Here is a 26318-nt window from a genome sequence, read left to right as displayed (position 1 = left end):
GCACGTTACAGTCATTAACTGAGCGCCTTGATGAACAGAGAAAAGCTCTGGAGCGCCTCGGAGGCAACAACATCGGCAGCACACTACAGTCACTATCTAAGCATTTCGATGATCAGAGAAATAATCTAGAGCGCTTGGGTGGAATCGGTATCGGTAATTCCCTAATTTTGACTGGTATTGGTGGTAATTTCTCTCACACACTCACTACAGCAATTTTATCTATCAATACATTGGTTTTTGCCGCCAGGAAGGAGGGAAAATCAGAGTATATACCAGCAAATACATTTGATATAGAAGCCATAGAAACCTTAGCTGCGGCAGAAAATATTTCTCAGATTCATGAATCTGGTGATTCAGTAAATTCATTATCTAAACATTTAGAATACTTGATTGCAATTTTCTCAAAGTACATCGAAAAGGCGAAATCTAGGGCTGAAGCTATTGGAATTTACAATTCATTAATGTTTATTATTTCATCACTCTCTTTATTTTTTACTATATATTCTTCAAACTCAAATGATATTATAAATTTAACATCAGAAGTTCGAAAAATTCAAGATGCCGCCAACAAGATAAGTGACACAGAGAAACTACGTGCGCAGATCGAACTGCAAAGACTCGAGATCGAAAGACGTCGGTTGACTATTGAAGAAAAAAATTCAGCTACCATTGATATTCTGAATACTACCCTAGGCAATGCTTATTCTCTTATGATTGATCGGATTTGTGTACTTCCTTCTGTTAGTCTTTATCAAGTTAAACGTACAGTACCTTTAAAAATGGATATGAAAATGAAATCGGAAACTTTAGCACATCTGTCACCTGGCGACGTTGTAGGCATTATGGAGAAAGAGAAAAAATGGGTTAAGGTTGAGTACTACGATCCAATACTAGGCGGAACCCGTGAGGGTTGGGTCGTAAAAAAATATTTATGTCGAATGAATTAACCTCAATTCAAATTTATTTTCAATGTACTTACGCCTAATATACAATATATATTAAATATATTTAGCTTTAATGCATCTTAAAGTTAAGTAAAGACGATGCCTTTTGGAGATCGCCAGATCGATAATCTCCAAAGGGCATGACACACTGCCTTTCGTGACGCGCCTCGCGGATTTTATCCAGTGATAGGCTCGGCATAGTCTGTCGGAAGTCGGCGATTTCGTCCATGGTTTGGCGGGTCTGGGCGGCGCGGCTTTCCGGTTCCGGCACAAGGCGGGCCACGGCGCGGCCATGGCGGGTGATGACGACGGTCTCGCCCGCTCCACCGCGTCGATCAACTGGGTCAGATGCCCTTGGCATCGGTAATCTGGACTTCGCGCATGATGGCCCGGCTCCTTGGTCAGACTGTCTATGACGGAACCAGGGAGCAATGGCAAATGCCCCCTGCCCTTTCGCGGTTCCAGAAGCCCGTCGGCCCATTCCTTGTGTCCCCTGTTCGATGTATGGGGGATGGGGGATGGGGTAAAGTGGGCGTAGGACGCCCCGGAGAAGTCGCCATGCCCGTCAGTGTTCGCCTGGATGCCTATATCGAGCAGCGCCTGGATGCGCTGGCCCGCGCCACGGGCCGGACCAAAGCATCCTATATCCGCGAAGCCCTTGAAGAGCATCTCCAGGACCTGGAAGATGCCTATCTGGCCCAGGCGGAACTGGACGCTGTTCGGGCCGGGCGGAGCGAGACGGTTTCGCTGGAGACAATGCTGAAACGTCACGACGCGGCGTGAATCTGGCACCGGCATGGCCTGGAACATCATCCTGTCATCCGCTGCGACCAAGGCCCTGGACAAGTTGGGGCGGGAGGATGAGCAGCGGATATTGCGGTTCCTGGAACAGCGGGTAAAGCCGCTGTCCAATCCGCGTTCGATTGGGGAGGCGTTGAAGGGCAGCCTTTCTGATTTGTGGAAATAACGGGTCGGTGATTACCGCATCATTGCCCATATCGACGATGGCTTGATTGAAATCCTTGTGGTTCGGATCGGGAACCGGCGGGAGGTCTATAAGCGGCGTTGATGTGGGGTGGCGACGTTTGAGCGAATGGCCCCTGGGTCCCGGCTTTCGCCGGGATGACGAGGAGGGGCAAGCAAGGGGAGGATGGGGTCCCTACTTCAATCCCCGCACCACCTGTATATCCAAATCCCTGATCTTCTTCCGCAGCGTATTGCGGTTAAGCCCCAGCATATGCGCCGCCTTGATCTGGTTGCCCCGCGTCGCGGTGAGCGACAGAGACAGCAGCGGTCGCTCCACCTCTCGCAGGATGCGATCATAGAGGCCTGCCGCCGGGATACCGTCCTTGTGTGCTGCGAAATACTCCCGCAGGTGGCGTTCCACCGCCGCCGACAGGCCCTCATTCACCGGTTCCTGCACCGGGGCCGCTGCCGGGTTGGCTTCGGCCAGTTCGGTGTCGATGACGTCGAGGCTGATCACTTCCTGGGAGTACAGCGCCGCCAGACGCTGGACCATGTTTTCCAGCTCGCGCACGTTACCGGGCCAGCGGTAGCGCTTCAGCCGGTCCATGGCGGCATTGTCCACCGTCTTGGCGGGCAAGCCCTGCTGGGCGGCCTGGTTCAGGAAATGGCGGACCAAGGCCGGCACATCCTCTGTGCGTTCGCGGAGCGGCGGCAGGCGGATGGGCACGACGTTCAGGCGGTAGAACAGATCCTCGCGGAACAAGCCCTGACGGATCAGGGTGCGCAGGTCGCGGTGGGTGGCGGCGACGATGCGCACGTCGGTCTTGATGGGCGTGCGCCCGCCGACGGTCGTATATTCGCCCTCCTGCAACACGCGCAGCAGGCGCGTCTGCGCCTCCAGTGGCATGTCGCCGATTTCGTCCAGGAACAGGGTGCCGCCCTGCGCCTGCTCAAACCGGCCCGTGGAGCGCATGGTGGCCCCGGTGAAGGCGCCCTTCTCATGGCCGAACAGCTCGCTTTCGATCAGTTCGCGCGGGATGGCCGCCATGTTGATGGCCACGAACGGGCCGCCCCGACGCTTGCCGTAATCGTGGAGCGCGCGGGCCACCAGTTCCTTGCCGGTGCCGCTTTCGCCCGTGATCATCACCGTCAGGTCCGTGCCCATCAGGCGGGCCAGGACGCGGTAAATTTCCTGCATGGCCGGCGACCGCCCGATCAGGGGCAGCGCCTCCTCCTCCGGGTCCTCCGCCGGGGCGGGGGCGGGTGCCGGGGCCTGTGCGGGGGCGGACAGCGCCTTTTGCACGATGGCCATCAAATCCTTCAGATCGAAGGGCTTGGGCAGGTAATCGAACGCCCCGCGCTCCGCCGCCTTCACGGCGGTCAGCAGCGTGTTCTGCGCGCTCATCACGATGATGCGCAGGTCGGGACGCAGTTTCTTGATGCGCGGCACAAGGTCCAGGCCGTTCTCATCCGGCATCACCACATCGGTGATCACCAGATCGCCCTCCCCCTCCTGCACCCACCGCCACAATGTGGCGGCGTTGCCGGTGGTCTTCACCTCATGTCCCAGGCGGGCCAAAGCCTGGGTCAGCACCGTCCGAATGGCCCGATCATCATCTGCTACGAGAATGGTTGCGCCCATTTTTTAGGCACCCTCTCCGTGACCGTTCTGGTCGGTGACTGGCAGGGAGACCTTGAAGATCGTACGCTTTGGCACGCTTTCAAAGTCGATGACCCCACCATGGTCACCGATTATCTTTGCGACCAATGCAAGACCCAGGCCGGTTCCATTCATCTTCGTCGTAACAAAGGGATCGAACAGGTTGGCGCGGATATCTTCCGGGATGCCGGGGCCGTTATCGCCCACGCAAACCAACAGCGGCAGCTGCATCCGGCTGTCCGATCCGGAAACGGCCAGACGCACCCCATGCTGGTACGCGGTGGTCAAAAGAATCTCACCGCCCTGTTCGGGGCAGGCCTCTGCCGCGTTCTTGACCAGATTGAGGAAGACCTGCACCAACTGATCGCGGTTGCCCAGAACGGGCGGCAGCGAGGGGTCGTATTTCTCGACAAAGCGGATATGGCGGGCAAAGCCGGTCTGGGCGATGCGGCGCACATGTTCCAGCACGGCATGGATGTTCACCGCTTGCCGCTCCAGCGGGCGGCCATCGGTGAACACTTCCATCCGGTCAACCAGGGCCACGATGCGGTCCGCCTCGTCACAGATCAGGCGGGTCAGGATCTGGTCATCCTCGCTGGCGTTTTCTTCCAGCAACTGCGCCGCACCCCGGATGCCGGACAGCGGGTTCTTCACCTCATGCGCCAGCATGGCGGCCATGGCGACGACGGAGCGGGCAGCGCCGCGATGGTTCAGCTGCTTGTCGATGCGCCGCGCGATGGACCGTTCATGGATGGTCAGCACCACAAAATCCGGCGGGTCGCCCAGGGGGGCCGCCTGCATGGTGACGGAATGCGGCCCGATGCGCGCCGTTTCCACCTGAACACCATATTCGCAGACGGTGGCGTGGGTGATGCGCGCCTGCTCCAGAAGGCCCAGGACGGGACTGTCCTCCGGGATCAGTTCCGTCAATTTCGTGCCCAGGACGCGGGTGGCCGACACGTCGAAAAATTCCTGGGCCTCCAGATTGATGAAGCGGATCAGGCCATCGCCATCCACCACCATGACGGGGTCGGGCAAGGCGGCCAGGATGGAGGTCGGGTCGATGTCTCCGCCGATGCGGCGGGCCGTCGGCATCCGCGCCATCAGGCGGCGATCCGTTCGGTGACACCGCGATCCAGTGCCGCGGAATAGAAGGCGATGATCTGCTGCTTCATCTGTTCCGGGTCCTCGCTGGTCATGATCTGATGACGGTAATCGGCGGACCCGTTCATGCCCTTGGAATACCAGGCGACATGCTTGCGGGCGATCTTGATGCCGGCCTCAATGCCATAATGGGCCAGGATGGCGTCGTAATGTTCCAGGACCGTCTGCATCTGTTCGGCCAGCGGCGGGTCGGGCAGCTTCACGCCGGTGCGCAGGTAATGCATGACCTGGGCAATGAACCAGGGGCGGCCATAGGTGCCGCGCCCGATCATGATGCCATCGGCCCCGGACTCCTCCAGACAGCGCACGGCATCATCAAAACTGTTGATATCGCCATTGGCGATCACGGGGATCTTCACCGCCTCCTTCACCTGACGGATGAACTTCCAGTCGGCGGTGCCGTTATACATCTGGCAGCGGGTACGGCCATGAACGGTCAGCATCTTGATCCCACATTCTTCGGCAATGCGGGCCATGTTGGGGGCGTTCAGGTTATTGGCGTCCCAGCCCTTGCGCATCTTCATCGTCACCGGAACGGAAACGGCCTTCACCGTCGCCTCCATGATGCGGCCGGCCAGCAGCTCATCCTTCATCAGGGCCGAACCGGCAAAGCCGTTCACCACCTTCTTCACGGGGCAGCCGAAATTGATGTCGATGATATGGGCGCCGCGATCCACGTTCAGCTTCGCCGCCTCCCCCATCACCTCGGGCTCACACCCCGCCAGCTGCATGGAGATGGGCGCTTCGTCCAGATGCCATTCTGTCTTCAGCAGGCTTTCGCGGGTGGCGCGGATCATGGCCTGACTGGCGATCATCTCCGACACGACAAGCCCCGCCCCCGTCCGCTTCACCAGCCGGCGATAGGGCATGTCGGTGACGCCCGACAAGGGCGCCAGGATCACCGGGTCGTCGATACGCACGGGACCGATCTGAAGGGGGGCAAGCGGCTTGACCATGGGACGCTGAACCTTGACGTTCGTATCGCGAATTTGCACATTCCTTGAGCAATTTTCGCGAATGCATGAATTTTAGGCACAGAGCTTAACACAGGTCTGTAAAAACACAATATTCACCGCCGCATGGCGGTTTTCGCCTGGGGGCGGAGCGGGGTAGGCTACGGCCATGACACTGCCGCTTCTCCCCTGCCCGCGCCTGAGCCTGCGCCCCCTTACCGAGGGTGACCGCCATTCCCTGCTGTCCCTTCACCGCGACCCGCAGGTAATGCGGTTCAGCGCGGCGTTGCCGGGCGACGATGCCGCCCTCTCGGCACGCATGGACCGCAATATCTACCACCCCTGGCCCGATGGTCATGGCTTCTGGGCGGTGGAGCGCGTCGGGCTGTTCCTGGGCTGGATCATGCTGATCCCGAAGGACGGTGAGGATGGCACGGTTGAGGTTGGCTACCGGCTGCACACCCATGCCTGGGGACAGGGATACGCGACAGAGGCGCTGATCGCCGTAACGCAGCATGCGGCCCGGCTACCCGACATTAATCGTGTGGTGGCCGAGGCACGGGCCGACAATGCGGCATCGATCCGGGTGCTGGAGAAGGCAGCGTTTCGTCTGCTGGAACGCTTCACGGAGGAAGAAGCTAATTGGGTGCGCTATGGCATCCAGAACACCGGTACCGGAATGGCAGCACCGGGTGCTAAGACATTGGCGTGGGGCTAGCATCCGCGCTAGGGTCGCCCCGGTCATCCATGACAAGAGATGTGGCCCCATGCCCACCTGCACCGCCCTGATCGTCGCCGCCGGACGCGGCCTGCGTTTCGGGGGTGATCTGCCCAAGCAATATCTGGCGCTGGCCGGACAGCCGATCCTGCGCCGCACGGTAGAGGCGTTCCTGCGCCATCCGCAGGTCAATGCCGTCCGCGTCGTCATCGATCCCGCCTTCCGTGACCTTTATGACAAGGCGGTCGATGGCCTGGATCTGCCCCCGCCCATTACGGGCGGGCCGACGCGGCAGGATTCGGTGCTGAACGGGCTGGAGGCGATGGCCGGACACCCGACCGATCTCGTGCTGATCCATGATGCCGCCCGGCCCCTGATCGATGCGCAGGCCATCAGCGATGTCATCGCGGCCCTGGACAGTGCCCCTGCCGCCATCGCCGCCACACCGCTGGCCGATACGCTGAAACGCGGGACGGTGGCGGGGACCGGAATCGTCAGCGGCGGCACCGTGGACCGGACCGCGCTGTGGCGGGCGCTGACGCCGCAGGGATTCCGTTTTGCCGATATCCTGCCGGCCCATCGCCGGGCCGCCGGCCTGAACCTCACCGATGATGCCGCCGTGGCGGAGGAAGCTGGCCTTCCCGTCACCCTTGTGCCCTGTGACCCGGATAATCTGAAAGTGACGAACCAAGACGATCTGGCCCGCGCGGAAAAGCTGTTCCTGGCCCGTCTGGGCGATGTGCGCACGGGCACGGGCTTTGACGTGCATAAGTTCGCGCCCGGCGATCAGGTCTGGCTGTGCGGCGTGTCGGTGCCGCATGACGCCACCCTGGATGGGCATTCGGATGCCGATGTCGCCCTGCACGCCCTGACCGATGCCATCCTGGGCGCCATTTCGGCGGGCGATATCGGCCTGCACTTCCCCCCCAGCGACCCGAAATGGAAGGGGGCGGACAGCGCTCGCTTCCTGCGTCATGCAGCTGATCTGGTTGCAGAAAAGGGCGGGGTTATCGCCCATGTCGACATCACCATCATCTGTGAACGGCCCAAGATCGGCCCGCATCGCGACGCCATGGTGGCGCGGGTAGCCGACATTCTGGGCCTGAACCCGGCGCGTGTGTCGGTGAAGGCGACGACGACGGAAGGGCTGGGCTTCACGGGCCGGCGTGAAGGGATTGCGGCACAGGCCGCCGCAACCGTCCGCCTGCCCCTGATTCTGGAGTAGGCCCATGTTCCCCCCCGATCTGGTGCAGTTGGCGGAGGATGTCCGAGACGGCTTTGCGGCAAAGGGGTGGTGGCTGGCCACAGCGGAAAGCTGTACCGGCGGCCTGATCGCCGGGTGCCTGACACATGTATCGGGGTCCAGCGCCGTGGTGGACCGGGGGTTCGTCACCTACACCAATGAGGCGAAGACGGACATGCTGGGTGTGCCGGCCGCCCTGATCGCGGAACTGGGCGCCGTCAGCAGCGCGGTGGCGGACGCGATGGCAACGGGGGCGGTGACGCATAGCCGCGCCAATATAGCCGTCGCCGTCACCGGGATTGCCGGGCCGACGGGCGGGACGGCGACCAAGCCGGTGGGGCTGGTCTTCATCGCGCGGCACCAGCGGGGTGGCGATACGGTGGTGGAACGCCATATCTTTGCCGGTGACCGCACGGCGGTGCGGCTGGCCACCGTGAAACGGGCGCTGGAATTGCTGCGGGAAAGCCTTTGATGAGCGCGATCACCCCGACCATCGATCTGGCCGACACCATCCTGCGGGAATGGACGGAGCAGCCGGACATCATCGCCGCCTTTCTGGCCGGGTCCGTGGCAAAGGGCAATGCCGGGCCGGGGTCGGATATCGATGCCGTCCTGATCCATCATCACATGCCCGCCGCCGTGCGGGAGACGCATGAACGCCAGGGCGTGATGGTGGAACTGTTCCTGCACGATCCGGACACGCTGGCCTATTTCTGGGAGGCCGACCGCCGCCAAGGCAAGCCGTCGCTGGCCCGCATGGTGGCCAATGGCCTTCCCATCGCCGGCGACCCGGCCCTGATTGAGGAACTGAAACGTCAGGCACAGGCCGTGCTGGATGGCGGTCCCCCGCCCCTGACGGAGGAGGAGTTGCGCACGCGGCGTTACTCCATCTCCGATCTGGCCGCCGATCTGGCCCAGCCGCGCAGTGCCGCCGAACAACTGGCCATCGGCTCGCGGCTTTACATCGAGCTGGCGGATTTCACCGTGCGCGCCGCCGGCGCCTGGACCGGCAGCGGCAAGGGACTGTCCAAGGCCCTGATGCGTCTGGACCCGATGCTGGCCAGCGCGTTTGAGCACGCGTTCGGGGAATTGTTCGGCGACCATGACCCAGCGGAGGTGCTGGCCCTGGTCGATCTGTGCCTGGAACCCTATGGCGGCCGCTTCATGGCCGGCGACCGCCGCCCCGCCCCCGCTGACTGGCGGCTGGGAGATTAGGACCCCGGTGCCGCGCAGTATTCGGCAAGGGTGTAGGCCGCGTGGATCTGGTACTTCGCCCCCGGCTTCATGACGAATTCCGACGCGCCATAGCGCACAAAGCCGCCATCCTCAGCTGGCTTCCAGTCGAACGTGTAACCCAACCGGGTCCAGGGCGCGCCTCCCTCCTTCAGGTTCAGGCGCATGTTGGTGGCAAACCAATCCCAATAAGATTGTTTCTCCGCGCAAGGCGTATCACCCGCCACACAGACGGGCCGTGTGGCCGTCCCCTGCACCGTGGGCGGACCCCATTGATCGGCTGTGTCCAGGGTGCAGTTGGCCGCAGTAATATCGGGAATGGGACAGGGGCGGACCAGCTGTTCCGCCTCAATCCACAGCTCCACCACCTGGGCATAGGGATTGGCCGGGTTCAGGCCCAGCCATTGCACCACGCGATCGGTCTTGGCGGTCGCGTCGCCCGTTGCCTGTGTGCAGATTTCTTTCAGTTGCGGTACGGCGGTCACCCAAATCTGGCCCCAACCGGTCGGCCCGCCCGTCGTCTGGCCCTGATAATACTTCTCGTAAGAGTAGGTGGACATGGTCGAGGCCACCAGGACCTGCCTGCCATTGGGGCCATCACGCCAGGATAGTTTGGGATTATCAGGCGCAATGCGCAGCAGGCCGGGACCGATAGTGGAGGGCTTGGTGATCGCCACTTCGTAGAGGGAGGCCGCGTAAAGCTGCGCCGGTGTCTGGGCGGGTGGTGCGCTGGCCGTGGGAGGCTTGCCGCCGGTACTGGCACAGGCCGTCAAGGATACAGACAAGGCCGCCAGAAGCAACGCTTTACGCATATTACACCCTCCCGTTTACCGAGTTTCGGGAGGGTAATATTATCCGCCAAAAGTAGCAATAACCTAACCCTACTCGCTTACCACCTCCAACCCCGGCAAGGTGGGCAGGGGCGTCGATTTATCAAGCAGGCCGGCGGCGCGCAGATCATCCACGCCGGGCAGGTCGCGCAAGGACTCGAGGCCGAAATGATCCAAGAAATGCGGTGTCGTTACCCAGGTCAGGGGACGGCCCGGCGTTTCCCGGCGGCGTCCGGGCCGGATCCAGCCCACCTCCATCAGGATATCCAGCGTGCCTTTGGACGTCGCCACGCCACGGATCGCCTCGATCTCCGCCCGCGTCACAGGCTGGTGATAGGCGACAATGGCCAGCGTCTCCACGGCGGCGCGGGACAGTTTGGCCGTCACCTCCACCTCGGTTCGCAACTGATCGCCCAGGTCGGGGGCGGTACGGAAGGCCCACCGCCCGCCGGACGCCACCAGATTGACGCCGCGATGGCGGTAGAGATTTTCCAGTTGCAGTAGCAGGGGCCGCACGGGCGTGGGGCCGATACGGGCCTGCAGCGCGTCTTCCGTCACCGGATCGGCAGAGGCGAACAGGATGGCCTCCAGCAGGCGGACCAATTGGGTATCGGCATTGAAAAGATCGGTCACGTCCCCCCCTCCCCATCCCGGCGGGCGCGCAGCTGGATGGGGGCGAACGCCCCATCCTGACGAAGCTCAACCTTGCCTGCCTTGGCTAATTCCAGGATCGCAACGAAATTGCTGGCCAGTACCGACCGGGCCTTCACACCCTCCCCGCGCCAGCCGCCGGGCAGCAGGGTGGAGAGATAGGACCAGTCGGGAATACGGCCAAGCATGGCCTCCAGCCGGGCCACAGCCTCTTCAATCGAGTATAATTCCGTTACCGGAATGGTGAAGGGAGACTGCCGCGCCTGCCGGCCCGAGATATCGCCATAGGCCTTCAGCAGATCATAGAGTGACAGATCATGGCGGTGCTTGGCGAAAATCGGCAGGTCTTCAGGCGCGCCGCGCCCGAAGCGGTCGCGGCCCAGGCGCGGGCGGGCCATCAGACGCGCCGCCACACCCTGCATGGCCTCCAGTCGTTGCAGCTGCAAAGTCAGGGCGGCGGCCAGCATTTCCGCCGATGGTTCATCGGGCTGCGGATCGGGCAGCAGCAGGCGGGATTTCAGATAGGCCAGCCACGCCGCCATCACCAGATAATCCGCCGCCAGTTCCAGGCGCAGCCGTCGCGCCTCCGACACGAAGGCCAGGAACTGTTCGGCCAGTGCCAAAATGGAGATGCGGGTCAGGTCCACCTTCTGATCGCGCGCCAAGGTCAGCAGAAGATCGATGGGCCCTTCGAACCCGTCAATATCCAGCAGCAGCGCCTCACCGGCGGGTGGTTCATCGACGGGGCTGCTCTCGTCGAACCCATCGCTCACGATGTCAGGCCGGTCAACCCGGCGATGGCATTAACGACCCAGTCCGTGGCGGGTGCCAGGACCATATAGAGCGGGTTGAAGTCAAAACCGGCATGGCCCGCCGCAAACGGGATCAGGAACACCAGCAGCAGCAGAATACCCATGCCATAGGGCTCGATCCGCGACACCGTCATGGCGGCGCGCATGGGCAGGATGCCAACCAGCACGCGCCCGCCATCCAGCGGCGGCAGGGGGATCAGGTTAAACAGGGCCAGCAGCACATTGAACTGCAACGACACCGCCAAGTTATTCACGGCCCATTGCGACATAAAATCCGGGGCCAAGGGGGCGACATGCAGCAGCAGGGCCGAGATGAAGGCCAGCAGGAAATTCACCCCCGGTCCGGCGGCGGCCACCCAGATCATGTCCCGCTTGGGATTGCGCAGATTGCGAAAATCCACCGGCACTGGCTTGGCCCAGCCGAACATGAAACCCGTGAAGATGAACATCGTCATGGGCAGCAGGACGGTGCCAATGGGATCGATATGGCGCAGCGGGTTCAGCGATAGGCGGCCCAGCATCTGTGCCGTGCGGTCGCCGAATTTCAGGGCCGCATAGCCATGGGCCGCCTCATGCAGGGTGATGGCGAACAGGGCCGGCAGGGCCATGATCGACAGTTTAAACAGGATTTCCTGAAAATCGGGCATCGCGTCACCCCGCCAACAGCCGGTCGAATTCGGCCCGCAAGGCATTGATATCGGTTGGCGGTGCCGCCGCCACAAGGGCAGAGGCCGCAGACCAGCGGCGCAGGCCCGCCGCGTCCAGGGCCCGCGCATTGGCCGCCACATCCAGCATTTCCGCCATCTGACCATTGCAATGCAGGGCAATGTCGCAGCCGGCGGCCAGGACGGCGGCGGTACGCTGCCCCAAGGTGCCCGACAGGGCCTGCATCGACAGATCGTCGCTGAACAGCAGACCGTCGAAACCGATATGGCCGCGTACAATGTCGCGGATCACGGTGGGGGAGATGCTGGACGGACGGTCGGCATCAATATCGGTATAAACGACATGGGCGACCATGGCCGCCGGCAGATGCGACAGCGCCTTAAAGGGCGCGAAATCCCACGTCTCCAGCTCCGCCCGCGCCGTGTTGACCACGGGCAGTTCCTTGTGGCTGTCGGCGAAGGCCCGGCCATGGCCGGGGATATGCTTGACGATGGGCAGAACGCCACCGGCCAGCAGGCCCGCCGCCTGCGATGCCGCCAGGGCAGCCACGGTGCTTGGGTCCATGGCAAAGGCGCGGTCGCCGATCACATCATGCGCCCCCGGCACCGGCACATCGGCCACGGGCGCGCAATCGACATCAATGTCCAGGTCGGACAGCATGGCAGCCAGCAGCCTTCCATGCAGCCAGGCCGCCTGACCCGCTTTCTCATAATCGGCCAGATCGCCCACAACGCGCGCCGCCGGCAGTTCCGGCCAGTGCGGGGCGCGCAGGCGCGCCACACGCCCGCCTTCCTGATCGATCAGGATGGGGGCGTGGCGGCCAACGGCGTGGCGCAGACTGTCCACCAGGGCCCGCACCTGATCGGGGCTGTCGACATTGCGGCGGAACAGGATGAATCCCAGCGGGTTGGCGTCGCGGAAGAAATCCCGCTCCGCCGCCGTCAGGACTGTGCCTTCACACCCCAGGACCAGGGCCGCGAGTTCAGCGGACAATGCTGCACCCCGCGCCCTGGGCCGACATGGCGGCGCAAATCTGCTTGGCCCGCGCCTCATCCACGGGACCGCCCTGGATACGGTAGAAGATGCCCTTGGGCAGTTCGACCCGTACCGTCCGCATGGACAGGCCCCCCAATTCCCCACCGAACTTGCGCTGCAGACGCTGCCATTCGGCGGCGGCCTTGGCCTCGCTGTCCACGGCGGCCACCTGGATGCGCACGGCGGGACCACCGGTGGCAGGCTTGGGCGCGGCAGCGGCTGGTGCCGCAGGGGTCGGTGCCGGCTTGGGCGCCACTGGTGCCGGCGGCGGGGCGACCAGCGCCTGGGTCACCGGCTTGGGCGGCGGACTCTGCTGCTGCGGCAGCAATTGCTGCGGCTGCTGTTGCTGGGCCGGCTTCGGTGCTGGCACGGGCTGTTGCTGCTGCGGGGCCTGGGTAGCCACGGGCGGGGCATAGGTGGGCACCGGGGCGGGCGCCATCGGCGCCTGACGGGCCAACTCGTCCGGCGGCGGCTCCCGCAGGGCGGCAACAGCCCCTTCCCCTTCTTCCGCCATCGGCATCTCTTCCGACGGTTCCACGGCATCGGCGCGCGGACGCTCCATCGGGGCCTCGGGCGGCGGCAGCAGACGCTCAACCTCGCCCGGCGGGGCGTTGTTGGCGGGGTTCAGCCGGTCATAGACCAGCTTGTCCTGATGCGGCACTTCCATCCCGCCCGGTTGTTCGGGACGGATCTTGGTGGGGGCCGTATCGGCGCGCAGGATGGGGGCCACGCTTTCGGTGCCGGCGCGCATGCCCTGGTTATAGGCGTAGAAGATGATACCGCCGAACACGATGACGGCACCGGCGATCACGCCGATATTCAGCAGGTTGCGGCGGCGCGGCGTGGCGGCCTGATAATAGCCGGCATGCTGCTGCTCATATTCCTGATAATAGGCTTCCTGCGCCTGCTGTGCTGCCGGACCCTGTTGGTAACCCTGCTGATACTGCGGATCGGCATAGGGGTCCTGGGCCGGCGCGCGGTAACCGGCGGCGGCGGGATCGACATAGGTTTCCGGTCCAGGTGCCTGCGGCGGGGGCGGCGGCGGTGCGGACGCCTGCGCCGTCAGGGGCGGCGGGGCGGCCTGGCGCTGCGGCTGCACATATTCATCCATCGGGTTGGGTTCACCCTGCGGATGCGGTTGCGGCGGCGTTGCCTGCGGATAGCCGGCACGGGGGCTGAAGGACGGATCGGCGCGGAATTCCGCACGTGGGGCCGGTCGGCCCGCCGGGGGTGGCGGGTTCTGGCCGTTATCGTCCTCGTCATCGTCATCGTAATAGGTCATGGGAACGGCGCCTCAACGCATTTCCTTGACGGGCTCCACGCCCAGGATATCGAGACCGCAGGCAATCACCTGGGCCACAGCGGTAACCAGCGCCAGACGGGCGCGGGTCAGGTCGGCATCGCCTTCGATCAGGAAGCGCATGGATGCGTCATCCTTGCCCTTGTTCCAGAGGCCATGGAAGGACGAGGCCAATTCGTACAGATAGAAGGCCACGCGGTGCGGCTCATGCGCTTCCGCCGCCGCTTCCACCAGACGGGGGAAGGACAGCATCTGCTTCACAATCGCCACTTCCTCGTCCGAGGACAGGCGCGACAGGTTGGCCCCGGCAAGCCCCGCCGGCGACAGGTCGGCCCCTGCCTCGCCCGCATGGCGAAGGACGGAATGGCAGCGTGCATGCGCATACTGCACATAGAAAACCGGGTTTTCCTTGGACTGCTCCGTGACCTTGGCCACGTCGAAATCCAGGGTCTGGTCATTACGGCGGGTCAGCATGATGAAGCGGACGACACCGGCCCCAACCTCATCCACAATGTCGCGCAGGGTCACGAAACGGCCCGCACGCTTGGACATCTTCACGGGCTGGCCATCATCCATCAGGTTGACCAGCTGGCAGATCTTGACGTCCAGCGCGCCCTGGCCACCCGTGATGGCGGTGACGGCGGCCTGCATGCGCTTCACATAGCCGCCATGGTCGGCACCCAGCACGTCGATCAGGTCGCCGCCGCCCCGGCGGAACTTGTCAAAGTGATAGGCGATGTCATTGGCGAAGTAGGTGTAGGAACCGTCCGACTTCTTCAGCGGGCGGTCCACATCATCGCCGAACTGGCTGGCGCGGAACAGCGTCTGGGGGCGCGGCTCCCAATCGTCGGGCTTCTTGCCCTTCGGCGGCTCCAGCACGCCGGTGTAGATCAGGCCCTGATCTTCCAGCGTCTTCAGCGCCAACTCGACGGCACCGGCATCAACGATGGCGCGTTCGGACGAGAAGACGTCATGCTTCACGCCCATCTGCGCCAGATCTTCCTTGATGCGGATCATCATCTGCGCAACGGCAAATTCCCGGAACAGCGGCAGCCAGATTGATTCGTCGGCGTTAAGGAACTTGTCGCCATACTGATCCTTGAGCGCCTGCCCCACAGGCACCAGATAATCGCCCGGATAGAGGCCAGCGGGGATTTCAATCGTCTCACCAAACGCCTCGCGGTAGCGCAGGTGGGCGGAACGGGCCAGGACGTCAACCTGCGCGCCGGCATCATTGATGTAATATTCCTGCGTGACCTTGAAGCCGGTCTTGATCAGCAGCCGGGCCAGCGCGTCGCCCACCACGGCGCCGCGCGTGTGGCCCACATGCATGGGGCCGGTCGGGTTGGCCGACACATATTCGACATTGACCGGCTTGCCCTGCCCCAGGTTGCTGGACCCGAAACCGGCACCGAGGTTCACGATGTCGGCCATGCGCGACAGCCAGAAACCGGTGTCGATGCGAAGGTTCACGAAGCCGGGGCCGGCGACCGCCGCCTCGGTCACGGTGGCGGCGTCTTTCAGACGGGCGACCAGCGCATCTGCAATCGCGCGCGGCGGCTTGCCGGCGGGCTTTGCCAGGATCATTGCAGCATTGGTGGACACGTCGCCATGGCTGGGATCGCGCGGCGGTTCAACGGTGATTCGGGAGAAGTCCAGCCCGGACGGCAGGTCGCCTGCCTGAACCATCTGGTTCAGCGCATCATGAATCTTGGCTTCGAAGTCTTTGAAAACGTTCATTTTTCCAAACTTGATCAAGGGTATCCGGGCATGAAACGGCCGTCACGGAATCGGTCGATCCGCGAAGGTATCCGGCACCCTACACCGAACCCCCGCATCCGCACAGCATGCAGAAATGATGGGCGGGAATGTGGCGGGGGAACCGGCGGATTTCCCATGGCCCCGCAACAATTGCTGCAACGCACCTTAACCACCCCCTCTTTTGGTGTTACCGTCATCGCACCGTCATTCGGCGGTCGCATATTGGTGGGGGACAGGGGCGAATGGGTATTCATGTCGCGTTGAACCACAAGACCATCTACCGCTACGACCGGCCCGTGAATTTGGGGCCACAGATCGTGCGGTTGCGGCCCGCCCCGCATGCGCGCACCCCCATTCTCTCCTATTCCCTGAAGGTCACGCCGAAGAAGCATTTCCTGAACTGGCAGCAGGACCCGCAATCCAACTGGCTGGCCCGGTTCGTCTTCCCGGAAAAGACCACGGAATTCACGCTGGAGGTTGATCTGGTCGCCGATATGGCGGCCATCAACCCGTTCGACTTCTTCCTTGAACCGGCGGCGGAGACGGTGCCCTTCACCTATGACCCGCTGCTGGCCAAGGATTTGAAGCCGTTCCTGGAAATCGAACCTGCCGGCCCCTTGCTGTTGGCCTTCCTGGCGGAAATTGACCGGTCGGAGCAGGCGACCGTCAATTTCCTGATGAGCCTGAATGCCAAACTGCAGAACGCCATCGGCTATGTCATCCGCCTGGAACCGGGTGTGCAGACGCCGGAAGAGACGCTGGAGAAATGCACCGGGTCGTGCCGCGACAGCGCCTGGCTGATGGTGCAGGCCCTGCGCCATCTGGGCCTGGCCGCGCGTTTCGCCTCGGGCTATCTGATCCAGCTGGTGGCTGATCAGAAACCGCTGGAAGGGCCGGAGGGGCCGACGGCGGATTTCACCGACCTGCATGCCTGGTGCGAGGTGTATCTGCCGGGTGCCGGCTGGATCGGGCTGGACCCGACCTCCGGCCTGATGGCCGGTGAAGGGCATATCCCGGTGGCCTGCACGCCCGACCCGTTCAGCGCCGCGCCGGTCACCGGCGGGCTGGAACTGTGCGAGGTGTCGTTCGAGCATCAGATGTCGGTCACCCGCATCCGTGAGCAGCCGCGCACCACCAAGCCCTATTGGCCCGAACAATGGGCTGCCATCGACGCGCTGGGCAAACAGGTGGACCGGGAGATTGTGGAGGGCGATATCCGCCTGACCATGGGGGGCGAGCCCACCTTCATTTCCATCGACGATATGGATGGGGCCGAATGGAATACCTCAGCCCTGGGCCCCACCAAGCGCCTGCTGTCCGGCGACCTGATCCGCCGCCTGAAGCGGCGCTTTGCCCAGGGCGGCCTGCTGCATTTCGGCCAAGGCAAATGGTATCCCGGCGAAAGCCTGCCGCGCTGGGCCTTGCAGCTTTACTGGCGCAAGGATGGCGATGCGCTGTGGACGCATGATGAATATCAGGCGGATGAGCGCAAGGATTACGGCTTCAAGGCCGAACATGCCGAGTTGTACATCAAGACCCTGGCGGAGAAGCTGGGCATCCCCGGCGATTACGCCCGCGCCGCGTTCGAGGACCCTTGGTACTACATCAACAAGGAACGCAAGCTGCCGGTCAATGTCGACCCGTTCGACAGCAAGCTGGACAATGAGGAAGAGCGCGCGCGTCTGGCCAAGGTATTTGAGCGTGGGCTGGACCAGCCCATCGGCTTTGCCCTTCCCCTGAACCGCCGGCATGAGGCGACAGGGCCGGTCTGGCTATCCTCCGCCTGGGCGACGCGCACGGACAAGCTGTTCCTGGCACCGGGCGACAGCCCCGTCGGGTATCGCCTGCCGCTGGGTTCCCTGCCCTGGGTCGCGCCGGCCCAATACCCATACCATTACGAACAGGACCCGTTCGACCCGCGCACGCCTCTGCCGGCCTATGAGGAACTGAGCCAGATGGTGGCGGTGAACAGGGGCCGCACCGAACCCAGCGAGCGGCATCGCCGCATGGCCGATGTCCGCGAGAACACGCCCGAGAAGGGCCAGTCGGCCTGGTGGGTGGTGCGCACAGCCCTGTGCGTGGAACCGCGCGATGGTCGGCTCTACATCTTCATGCCGCCAACATCCCATCTTGAGGATTGGGTGGAACTGATCGCAGCCATCGAGGCGGCTTGCGTCGAACTGGACATGCCGGTCGTGCTGGAAGGCTATGGCCCGCCCAAGGACCCGCGTCTGGCCAACATCGCCGTCACACCCGACCCCGGCGTGATCGAGGTGAATATCCATCCGGCCAGCAGCTGGGACGAACTGGTCCGCAACACCACCGAACTGTATGAGGATGCGCGGCAAAGCCGTCTGGCGACGGAGAAATTCGCGTTGGATGGACGGCATGTCGGCACCGGCGGCGGCAACCATGTCGTGGTCGGCGGCCCGACGCCGGGAGACAGCCCGTTCCTGCGCCGGCCCGATGTGCTGCGCTCGCTCCTGACCTACTGGCAGAACCACCCTGCGCTGTCCTTCCTGTTCTCCGGCACCTTCATCGGCCCCACCAGCCAGCATCCGCGCGTGGATGAGGCGCGGCATGACAGCCTTTATGAGCTGGAGATCGCGTTCAAGATCTTGGACGAGGCGGGGAGCAATTGCCCGCCCTGGCTGGTGGATCGCGCGCTGCGCCACCTTCTGGTCGATGTGCAGGGCAATACGCATCGCAGTGAATTCTGTATCGACAAACTGTACAGCCCCGACAGTTCCACGGGCCGCCTGGGCCTTCTGGAACTGCGCAGCTTTGAGATGCCGCCACATGCGCAGATGAGCATGGTGCAGCAGCTGCTGCTGCGCACCCTGATCGCCTGGTTCTGGAAGCAGCCCTACCGGGCCAAGCTGGTCCGCTGGGGCACCAAGCTGCATGAACGGTTCATGCTGCCGCATTTTGTACAGCAGGATATCCAGGACGTGGTGGCCGACCTGCGCGGCGCCGGCTACGCGTTTGAGGAAAGCTGGTTCAAGCCGCATCTGAATTTTCGCTTCCCCACCCTGGGCCATGTCAGCCAGCGCGGCCTGACCCTGGAACTGCGTTCCGCGCTGGAGCCGTGGCATGTGCTGGGGGAGGAGCCGGGCGGCGGCGGCACTGTCCGCTTCGTGGATAGCAGCCTTGAACGCGTGCAGGTGAAACTGGCTGGTGCCACGGACGAAAGGTTCGTCGTCACCTGCAACGGCCGTAAGGTTCCCCTGCATCCGACGGGCACGGAAGGGGAGTTTGTGGCGGGGGTGCGGTACCGCGCATGGCAGCCCCCTACCTGTTTGCACCCAACGATCCCCGTGCATACGCCGTTGATCTTCGATATCGTGGACAGCTGGACGGGTCGCTCGATTGGCGGCTGCACCTATCACGTGGCACATCCGGGTGGGCGGAACTTCACCACCTTCCCGGTCAATGCCAACGAGGCAGAGGGGCGGCGGTTGGCTAGGTTCTTCCCGTTCGGCCACACGCCGGGACCTTTGGCGGTCCCGATCGAGATCAAAAACCAAGAGTTCCCCCTGACCCTTGACTTACGCCTTGGCTGAACCCTCCCGCGACAGTGCGGATACACGTGACGAACCCTGGGACGAGATGGTCACCGGTGACGGGCATGTGCGCGCGCATTGGCAGGGGTTCATCTCGTCCGGTGCCGCCGATGGCGCGTCGATGGCGGAACGCTGGGATGCGGGCCGGCGCCTGCTGTTCCAGAACGGCGTGACCTATCACGCCTATGCCGATCCCCAAGGTGTCGAGCGGCCCTGGCCGCTGGACCCCATCCCCCTGCTGCTGCCGCAGTCGGAATGGCACATGATCGCGGAGGGGCTGCGCCAGCGGGCGCGGCTCCTGGACCGGGTGCTTGCAGATCTCTATGGCGAACAGACGCTTTTGCGCGATGGCGTGCTGCCGCCGGCCCTGGTGCTGGGCGATCCGGGTTTCCTGCGGGCCTGCCATGGGCTGAACCTGCCCGCCGGATCGCGCCTGACCCTGATCGCCACAGACATGGTGCGCGACCGCGACGGGATCTGGCGCGTGCTGGCCAGCCGGACACAGGCACCCACGGGCACCGGCTACACGCTGGAAAACCGCGTGGTGATGAGCCAGACATTGGCGGAGGCGTTCCGCGGCTGCAATGTCGAACGGCTGTCCCCCTTCTTCGAACAGCTGCGTCAGACCCTGATCAATCTGGCGCCCCGCTGTTCGGGTCCCGATGGCTGCCCGCGTCTGGTGCTGTTGACGCCTGGCCCGTTGAACGAAGCCTATTTCGAACATGCCTTCCTGGCCCGGCATCTGGGGCTGACTCTGGTCGAAGGCGCCGACCTGACGGTGCGTGATCAGGCCGTCTATCTGAAGACCCTGGGCGGGTTGGAACGGATCGACGTGATCCTGCGCCGCGTCGATGATGATTTCTGCGACCCGCTGGAACTGCGGCCCGACAGCATCCTGGGCGTGCCAGGATTGCTGGAGGCGGTACGCGCCGGCAATGTCATGGTCTGCAACAGCCTGGGCAGTGGGCTGACGGATTCGGTGGCCCTGATCCCCTGGATGGGCTCCTTGTCCCGCCATGTGCTGGGCGAGGCGCCATTGCTGGCCGATGTTCCCACCTATTGGGGGGGCGATGCGCGGCAGCGGGCGGAAATGGTCGCGGGCCTGGACCGGCTGGTCTTCCGTCCCGCCTTTTCCAGCCTGGGCCACCGCACCAGCTTCGGGGCCGAACTTGACCATGCGGCGCGGACCGAGCTGGCGGCCAGCATCCGCCGCCGGCCCCAGGATTGGGTGGCGCAGGAACCGATCGTCCCCTCCACCGCCCCCGTCTGGCGCGATGGCAGGAAGGTGGCGCGCCCCCTGGTGCTGCGCGCCTTCACCTGTGCCACGCCGGACGGTGACTGGACCATCATGCCGGGCGGCTTGGCCCGCATTTCCGCCGATGAACGGTTCGCGTCGGTGACGTTGCAGACCGGAGCGGGCGCCAAGGATGTGTGGATCGTCGGCGCCACCATCGGGCAGCCGCAGCGCCGGCGCGGTTCAGCCGCGATGATGCCGGATGGCGGCGGCGATACCGGCCCGCGCACCGGCGACCTGCCATCGCGCGCGGCTGACCATCTGTTCTGGGTGGGGCGCTATGCCGAACGGGCCGATGCCGCCGTGCGCACCCTGCGCGCCGCCGCCCGGCGCCTGACCGATGATGCCCATCCGGGCGCGGAGGAGGAGTTGGTCCCCCTACTGCGCCTGATGGGCTTCACCGGCATGATCCCGATGGAAATCTCTGGCCTGCCGCAGGCCGATGCCGTGCGCGGCATGCGCCAGGCGCTGGAGATTGTGGCCGATCCCGCCAATCCCGGCGGCCTGCGCGCCACCATGGACCGGCTGCGGCGTGCGGCATCGGGCGTGCGCGACCGGCTGCCGGGGGAATTCAGCCGTGTGCTGACAGTGCTGGGTGATGTCGCGTCGCAGCCGTTGAAGGCGGAGCCGGCCACCATGCAATTGCGCCTGGATGAGGTGTCGCGGCTTCTCGCTTCCCTGATCGGGCTGGAACTGGACGGCATGTCGCGCGGGCCCGCCTGGCGCTTCCTGGTGCTGGGCCGGCGGCTGGAACGCGCCATCGGCATTGTCGGGGCCTTCAATGGCTGTGGCCTGGGGTCCGGCACGGCGGGGACGGTGGCATCGCTGTCGGTGCTGCTGGAACTGGCGGCGGCGGGGGCAGCCTACCGTGATCAGCATCCGGTCGGCATCCGGCGCGAACCGGTGCTGTCGCTGCTGCTGGCGGATGATGACCACCCGCGCTCGCTGGCCTTCCAGATCAAGACCGTACAGCGCCAGCTGGTAAAGCTGCCGCCCATCGATGCCGAGGGGCTGGCCGTCAGCCCGACCAAGCTGGCCAACGACCTTCTGGAAACCGCCGCCGGCATGGTGGCGGATCCTCAGCCGACCCGTGACCCGACGGCGCTCGCCGACCTGACCGACCGGTTAGGCCGGCTTTTGCCCGAAATCTCCAACCTGCTCAGCCAGGCCTATTTCAGCCATGTCTTTGCCCGCACGACGTAAGGATGATGCCGTGGACGGCGAAGCGATGGCAGCGGCGGCGCGTCGCCCCGTGCGGTACAAATGCACCCATGTCACCCGTTACCATTACGGCGACACGGTGATCAGCGCTCATATGCTGGCGCATCTGGCGCCGCGTGCCCATCCGCGCCAGACCAACCACAATTCCACCCTGACCATCATTCCCTGGCCTGGCGTCGTGACGGGCCGCAGCGACTGGTTTGGAAATCCCGTGACCTACGCGGCGCTGCATACCCCGCACCGGGAATTGAAGGTGACGGCGGAAATCGACGTGACCGTCTCCCCCCCGCCCCCCTTCACCCCCGACGCGACGCCGGGCTGGGAAGATGTGGCGGCGCAGGCGGCTAGCCTTGCCGAAACGCTTGAATTCGTGCGCCCGTCGGCCCGCGTGCCGCTGGCCGACACGGCACTGACCCTGTTCGCTGCCGGGTTCTTCCCGCCGGGTCAGCCTGTGGGGACCGGGGCCATGGAGCTGACGCGCCGCATCCATGATGATTTCAGCTTTGATCCCACCGCCACCACCGTCAGTACCCCGATATCAGAGGTGCTGACGCGCCGGCGCGGCGTCTGTCAGGACTTTGCCCATCTGATGATCGGTGCGCTCCGTGCCCTGGGCCTGCCGGCCCGCTATGTCTCCGGCTACCTGCGCACCCTGCCGCCACCCGGCAAGGAGAAGCTGAAAGGGGCCGATGCCAGCCATGCCTGGGTACAAGTCTGGTGCGGGGAGGAAGATGGCTGGATCGACCTGGACCCCACAAATGGCCGGCAATGCGACACCGACCATGTCACCCTGGCCTGGGGTCGCGACTATGATGATGTCTGTCCGCTGCGCGGGGTGATCATGGGCGGCGGCGGCCACGGCGTGCTGGTCGCCGTGGATGTGGAACCGGTGGATGACCGGTAAAGGTTCCCCAACCCGGTAACGATGCGCTATAGAGCGCGCTTCACGGAACTCAGCAGGCAAGGTTGGGATGCAGGTCGGCATCGACATGGGTTTGACGGCGGAAGGGCGCGCCGCCACGATGGACCTGGAGGAACTGCTGGCCACCCGCCTGCTGGTGCAGGGCAATTCTGGGTCCGGCAAATCACACCTGCTGCGCCGTCTGCTGGAACAATCCGCCCCCTGGGTGCAGCAATGCGTCATTGATCCCGAAGGGGATTTTGTGACCCTGGCCGACAAGTTCGGCCATGTCGTCGTCGATGCCGCCCAGCATACCGAGTCGTCCCTGCAGAAGGTGGCCGCGCGCGTGCGTCAGCACCGGGTGTCGGTGGTCCTGTCCCTGGAAGGGGCGGATATCGAGGGGCAAATGCGTCTGGCCGCCGCCTTCCTGGGCGGCCTGTTCGATGCCGAACGGGATTACTGGTACCCGATGCTGGTGGTGGTGGACGAGGCGCAGCTGTTTGCGCCTGCCGCCGCTGGTGAAGTGTCGGACGAGGCGCGCAAGGCCAGCCTTGGCGCCATGACCAACCTGATGTGCCGTGGCCGCAAGCGCGGGCTGGCTGGCATCATCGCCACACAGCGTCTGGCCAAGCTGGCCAAGAATGTCGCCGCCGAGGCCAGCAATTTCCTAATGGGCCGCACCTTCCTGGATATCGACATGGCCCGCGCGTCGGACCTTCTGGGCATGGAGCGGCGGCAGGCGGAAATGTTCCGCGATCTGCAACGCGGGCATTTCGTGGCCCTGGGTCCGGCGGTATCGCGCCGCCCCCTGCCCATCACGATCGGCCATGTCGAAACATCGGGCCGGGGCGGCAGCCCGAAGCTGATGCCCCTGCCGGACCAGCCGCACGCCGATGCGCGCGACCTGATCCTGACACCGTCCGCCGAGGAATTGACGGCCCCGCCGCCGCCCGTGCGCCGGACGCCGCCGACGCCGCAGCCCGATATCAACGCCGCCCTGCGTCTGGCAGGCCAGCGTCAGGCGGAAATGGCCGCCACCGCCGCCCTCAACCCCGAACCCTCGCTGTTCGAAGCGGCGGAGAATGACGAGAAGCTGGACGAGGTACTGCGTCAGGTCCTGTCCGACCCGGATGCGGCCTTCCGCACCGACGCGGTGCTGTATCAGGATTTCCTGGTCCGCTGCCGCATCCACCGGCTGCGCGGCGAAACGCTGGACATGCCGGCCTTCCGCCGCCGCCTGTCGGTGATCCGGGCCGGGGTAGATGCCGAAGGAGCCGACGATCCCGATTGGACCGCCGCCGAACAGGCCGCCAAGACCCTGCCGGAGGATATGCAGGGCGTCTTTCTGCTGCTGGCACGCGCCGCCCTGTCGCAGGCGCCCTGCCCATCGGACGCAGAGGTGGCGCGGGCCTGTGGAAGCCGGTCACCGGGCCGCGCCCGTCGGCTTCTATCCTATATGGAACAGCGCGGGGTTATCGTGCAGCGCACGCTGATCGGTGGTTTGCGTTCCATCGGCCTGCCGCATCTTGGCCGGGAAACCGCCGCCGGCGATCCCAACGCGCCGGACCCGCTGGAGGCGTCGGAGACGCGTACAGATGGGGATCTGCTAGCCGGGATCGGGTGAAGGCTGTGACAATTGTGGGAGCCGCGTTCATGGCTATCCCAATGGCCAGTGTTCAGCGCTATCCCAATAGCTTAGGCTTAAAATCGCACAATTTCCGAGGGCGATGGATTGGTCACGTCCAGCAACAGTCCCTCAATATGGCACCGCCGGTTGATCCGACGCGGGCTTCGGTCGCTCGCAATCCTCACCGCAGTGACATGGGGTGGCGGGGCCACTGCGCTTGCCGCCGATGCACCAGCACAGGTGCTGCGCCTCGGGCTCGACATGGTGGCGGCCTCGGCTGATCCCCACCGGTTCTATTCCGTCGATAGCCGCAATCTGGCCTTTCACATCTTCGAACCGCTGATCCTGCCCGATGACGGGCTGGGCATCGTCCCCTGGCTTGCCACGGGGTGGGAGATGGAGGGGGAGCGGACCTGGGTGGTCCGGCTGCGCCCCGATGTGCGGTTCCATGATGGCAAGCTTCTGTCACCCCATGATGTGGCCTTCACCTTTTGCCGGCTGGACAGCATGGGGAACGGTCCGCTGGCCGGCCTGATCGCGGGGGTGGAGCAGGCGGTGGCGCGCGATGCCCATACGCTGGTCATCACCACGCGGGGGACCATGCCCTTGCTGCCGCATGTCCTGACGCTTCTGCCTATCATCCCCGCCCCCGATGGCTGGAAAGGCATCTATCAGCCGCGCGGCTGTGCCGGAACCGCCGACGGGCTGGCGGCCCTCACCGAACAACGGTTCGCAGATGGCAAGGTGCCGGGCACCGGCCCCTATCGCCTTGCCTCCTTCCGCGGCAGCAGCAGCGCCGATCTGGTTCGCGCCGATACCTATTGGCGGACCAAGCCGCATTGGGACCGCGTGCAACAGGTTCTTCTTGGTTCCGGTGTCGCCCGTGCACGGGCACTGGTGTCCGGAGAAGTGGACATCATCAATCAGGTGGTGCCGGAATCTTTGGATTTTCTGAGCACACGCGCCGACATAAAGGTCGTGGACAGCAAGCCGCTGCGCACATTGATGCTGACCGTCAATCTTGCCGGTCCCCTGACGGACGTGAACATACGCCGTGCCCTTGCCATCGCCATCGACCGGGCGGCCTTGAGCAAGCGCATCGCGCAGGGCAGCGCCGAACCGGCGGACCAGATGGCACCGCCCGGTATTCCCGGCTACACCCCGGCTGCATCCATTCCCTTCGATCAGGCAGAGGCGCGGCGATTGCTGGCGCAGGCGGGTGTACCGGAAGGCCTGCGCCTGCGGCTGATCACCATCGAACCCTTTGCGCGCGTCGCGGAGGGCGTGGCCCGTTACCTGCTGGCCATTGGGGTACAGCTTGATATTCGCTATGCCAGCGTGGGCGACGCCCTTCCCCTGCTGCGCGACCGGGATTATGACCTGTTCCTGGGCAGCCGGGTCCCGTTCACGGGCGAAATGGGCTATTCCAACTGGGAACTGCTTCACACCCCACAGCAGGACATAAAGGCCGGCAGCCAGAATGACAGCGGATACAGCAATCCTGAACTGGATCAGATCCTGTCGCAGGCCATGGTGGAGGCAGATACCAGCCGGCGGGAGCAGCTGTTGCAGCAGGTTGCGGTGATCGCCAGCCGCGATCTACCCTTCATCCCGCTTTTGCGCACCACCCGCCGCTGGGCCATGCACGCGGATCTGCGTTTCGATGGACGGGTGGACGGCAACACCCTGGCAACCCTGATCACGCCGGCATCGGCCAGCACACAGTAAGCGGGCGCAACCCCGCCCCCTGCCCCGGCCCCTTGCAATGGCGCAGAG

Annotated in this window: 22 protein-coding genes; 12 read left to right on the top strand and 10 right to left on the bottom strand. The window is 64.2% G+C overall.

What is annotated here, in order from left to right; translation table 11 throughout:
• The 3 genes from ACT6Q8_RS04800 to ACT6Q8_RS04790 form a co-directional block, all read left to right on the top strand.
• Window positions 1-947, top strand: a 947-nt coding sequence (locus ACT6Q8_RS04800) for a hypothetical protein (protein ID WP_444739348.1), incomplete at its 5' end; no start/stop codon positions are given.
• Between the two features lie 555 nt (window positions 948-1502).
• Complete coding sequence (relB, locus tag ACT6Q8_RS04795) at window positions 1503-1727, top strand: type II toxin-antitoxin system RelB family antitoxin (RefSeq protein WP_444734538.1); 225 nt, start codon at window positions 1503-1505, stop codon at window positions 1725-1727.
• Between the two features lie 13 nt (window positions 1728-1740).
• Entirely contained in the window at window positions 1741-1911 is a 171-nt protein-coding gene (locus ACT6Q8_RS04790; RefSeq protein ID WP_444734539.1) for a type II toxin-antitoxin system RelE family toxin, read from the top strand.
• Between the two features lie 192 nt (window positions 1912-2103).
• On the opposite strand, the gene ntrC is transcribed toward ACT6Q8_RS04790, so the two are convergent.
• From ntrC to dusB, 3 genes are read right to left on the bottom strand one after another with little or no spacing between them, the layout of a single operon-like run.
• Window positions 2104-3552: a nitrogen regulation protein NR(I) gene (gene ntrC, locus ACT6Q8_RS04785; protein WP_054167440.1), complete on the bottom strand. Its 1449-nt coding sequence runs from the start codon at window positions 3550-3552 to the stop codon at window positions 2104-2106.
• A 3-nt stretch (window positions 3553-3555) separates the two neighbouring features.
• The gene (locus ACT6Q8_RS04780) at window positions 3556-4674 is read right to left on the bottom strand and encodes an ATP-binding protein (RefSeq protein WP_156344526.1); all 1119 of its coding nucleotides are present in this window, start codon (window positions 4672-4674) and stop codon (window positions 3556-3558) included.
• Window positions 4674-5690: a tRNA dihydrouridine synthase DusB gene (gene dusB / locus ACT6Q8_RS04775; RefSeq protein ID WP_444734540.1), complete on the bottom strand. Its 1017-nt coding sequence runs from the start codon at window positions 5688-5690 to the stop codon at window positions 4674-4676. Before dusB ends, ACT6Q8_RS04780 begins: the two co-directional genes overlap by 1 nt.
• A gap of 166 nt (window positions 5691-5856) precedes the next feature.
• Here dusB and ACT6Q8_RS04770 point away from each other — a divergent pair, with 166 nt between their 5' ends.
• From ACT6Q8_RS04770 to ACT6Q8_RS04755, 4 genes are read left to right on the top strand one after another with little or no spacing between them, the layout of a single operon-like run.
• On the top strand, window positions 5857-6405 hold the full coding sequence (locus ACT6Q8_RS04770; protein WP_444734541.1) for a GNAT family N-acetyltransferase: 549 nt from the start codon (window positions 5857-5859) through the stop codon (window positions 6403-6405).
• Window positions 6406-6454: 49 nt separating this feature from the next.
• A complete protein-coding gene (locus ACT6Q8_RS04765; protein ID WP_054167437.1) occupies window positions 6455-7630 on the top strand; it encodes a bifunctional 2-C-methyl-D-erythritol 4-phosphate cytidylyltransferase/2-C-methyl-D-erythritol 2,4-cyclodiphosphate synthase in 1176 nt (391 codons plus the stop codon).
• A gap of 4 nt (window positions 7631-7634) precedes the next feature.
• Window positions 7635-8120, top strand: a complete 486-nt coding sequence (locus ACT6Q8_RS04760) for a CinA family protein (protein WP_054167436.1) — start codon at window positions 7635-7637, stop codon at window positions 8118-8120.
• Window positions 8120-8863, top strand: coding sequence for a nucleotidyltransferase domain-containing protein (locus ACT6Q8_RS04755; protein ID WP_054167435.1), 744 nt, complete (start codon window positions 8120-8122; stop codon window positions 8861-8863). Before ACT6Q8_RS04760 ends, ACT6Q8_RS04755 begins: the two co-directional genes overlap by 1 nt.
• Here the strand turns inward: ACT6Q8_RS04755 and ACT6Q8_RS04750 are convergent.
• The 7 genes from ACT6Q8_RS04750 to argS form a co-directional block, all read right to left on the bottom strand.
• Window positions 8860-9693, bottom strand: coding sequence for a hypothetical protein (locus ACT6Q8_RS04750; protein WP_444734542.1), 834 nt, complete (start codon window positions 9691-9693; stop codon window positions 8860-8862). The genes ACT6Q8_RS04755 and ACT6Q8_RS04750 overlap by 4 nt on opposite strands.
• A 69-nt stretch (window positions 9694-9762) precedes the next feature.
• Window positions 9763-10344 (bottom strand): SMC-Scp complex subunit ScpB, encoded by a 582-nt coding sequence (gene scpB, locus ACT6Q8_RS04745; protein WP_444734543.1) that lies wholly within the window; start codon window positions 10342-10344, stop codon window positions 9763-9765.
• Window positions 10341-11135 (bottom strand): segregation and condensation protein A, encoded by a 795-nt coding sequence (locus tag ACT6Q8_RS04740; RefSeq protein ID WP_444734544.1) that lies wholly within the window; start codon window positions 11133-11135, stop codon window positions 10341-10343. Before ACT6Q8_RS04740 ends, scpB begins: the two co-directional genes overlap by 4 nt.
• Window positions 11132-11821, bottom strand: coding sequence for a site-2 protease family protein (locus ACT6Q8_RS04735; RefSeq protein ID WP_444734545.1), 690 nt, complete (start codon window positions 11819-11821; stop codon window positions 11132-11134). The genes ACT6Q8_RS04740 and ACT6Q8_RS04735 overlap by 4 nt, the downstream gene beginning before the upstream one ends.
• A gap of 4 nt (window positions 11822-11825) precedes the next feature.
• Window positions 11826-12833: a beta-N-acetylhexosaminidase gene (gene nagZ / locus ACT6Q8_RS04730; protein WP_444734546.1), complete on the bottom strand. Its 1008-nt coding sequence runs from the start codon at window positions 12831-12833 to the stop codon at window positions 11826-11828.
• Entirely contained in the window at window positions 12823-14157 is a 1335-nt protein-coding gene (locus ACT6Q8_RS04725) for an SPOR domain-containing protein (protein WP_444734547.1), read from the bottom strand. Before ACT6Q8_RS04725 ends, nagZ begins: the two co-directional genes overlap by 11 nt.
• Before the next feature lie 12 nt (window positions 14158-14169).
• Window positions 14170-15915, bottom strand: coding sequence for an arginine--tRNA ligase (gene argS / locus ACT6Q8_RS04720; RefSeq protein WP_444734548.1), 1746 nt, complete (start codon window positions 15913-15915; stop codon window positions 14170-14172).
• A gap of 263 nt (window positions 15916-16178) precedes the next feature.
• On the opposite strand from argS, the gene ACT6Q8_RS04715 reads away from it, so the two are divergent.
• The 5 genes from ACT6Q8_RS04715 to ACT6Q8_RS04695 all read left to right on the top strand — a co-directional run bounded on the left by ACT6Q8_RS04715 (window position 16179) and on the right by ACT6Q8_RS04695 (window position 26270).
• Window positions 16179-19499 carry a transglutaminase family protein gene (locus ACT6Q8_RS04715; RefSeq protein ID WP_444734549.1) on the top strand — a complete coding sequence of 1107 codons (3321 nt, stop codon included), beginning with the start codon at window positions 16179-16181 and terminating at the stop codon, window positions 19497-19499.
• Window positions 19492-21996, top strand: a complete 2505-nt coding sequence (locus tag ACT6Q8_RS04710; protein WP_444734550.1) for a circularly permuted type 2 ATP-grasp protein — start codon at window positions 19492-19494, stop codon at window positions 21994-21996. The genes ACT6Q8_RS04715 and ACT6Q8_RS04710 overlap by 8 nt, the downstream gene beginning before the upstream one ends.
• 10 nt (window positions 21997-22006) lie before the next feature.
• Entirely contained in the window at window positions 22007-22918 is a 912-nt protein-coding gene (locus ACT6Q8_RS04705; RefSeq protein WP_444734551.1) for a transglutaminase family protein, read from the top strand.
• Window positions 22919-22985: 67 nt separating this feature from the next.
• On the top strand, window positions 22986-24539 hold the full coding sequence (locus ACT6Q8_RS04700; protein ID WP_444734552.1) for a helicase HerA domain-containing protein: 1554 nt from the start codon (window positions 22986-22988) through the stop codon (window positions 24537-24539).
• Window positions 24540-24782: 243 nt separating this feature from the next.
• Entirely contained in the window at window positions 24783-26270 is a 1488-nt protein-coding gene (locus tag ACT6Q8_RS04695; protein ID WP_444734553.1) for an ABC transporter substrate-binding protein, read from the top strand.
• Window positions 26271-26318: the final 48 nt, after the last annotated feature.

Origin of the sequence: Niveispirillum sp. (genome assembly GCF_052437035.1) — a bacterium.
In the GTDB taxonomy this organism is placed as follows: Bacteria; Pseudomonadota; Alphaproteobacteria; order Azospirillales; family Azospirillaceae; genus Niveispirillum.
The sequence above is the reverse complement of the archived record's forward strand: the minus strand, read 5'-3'. Positions and strand labels throughout refer to the sequence as shown.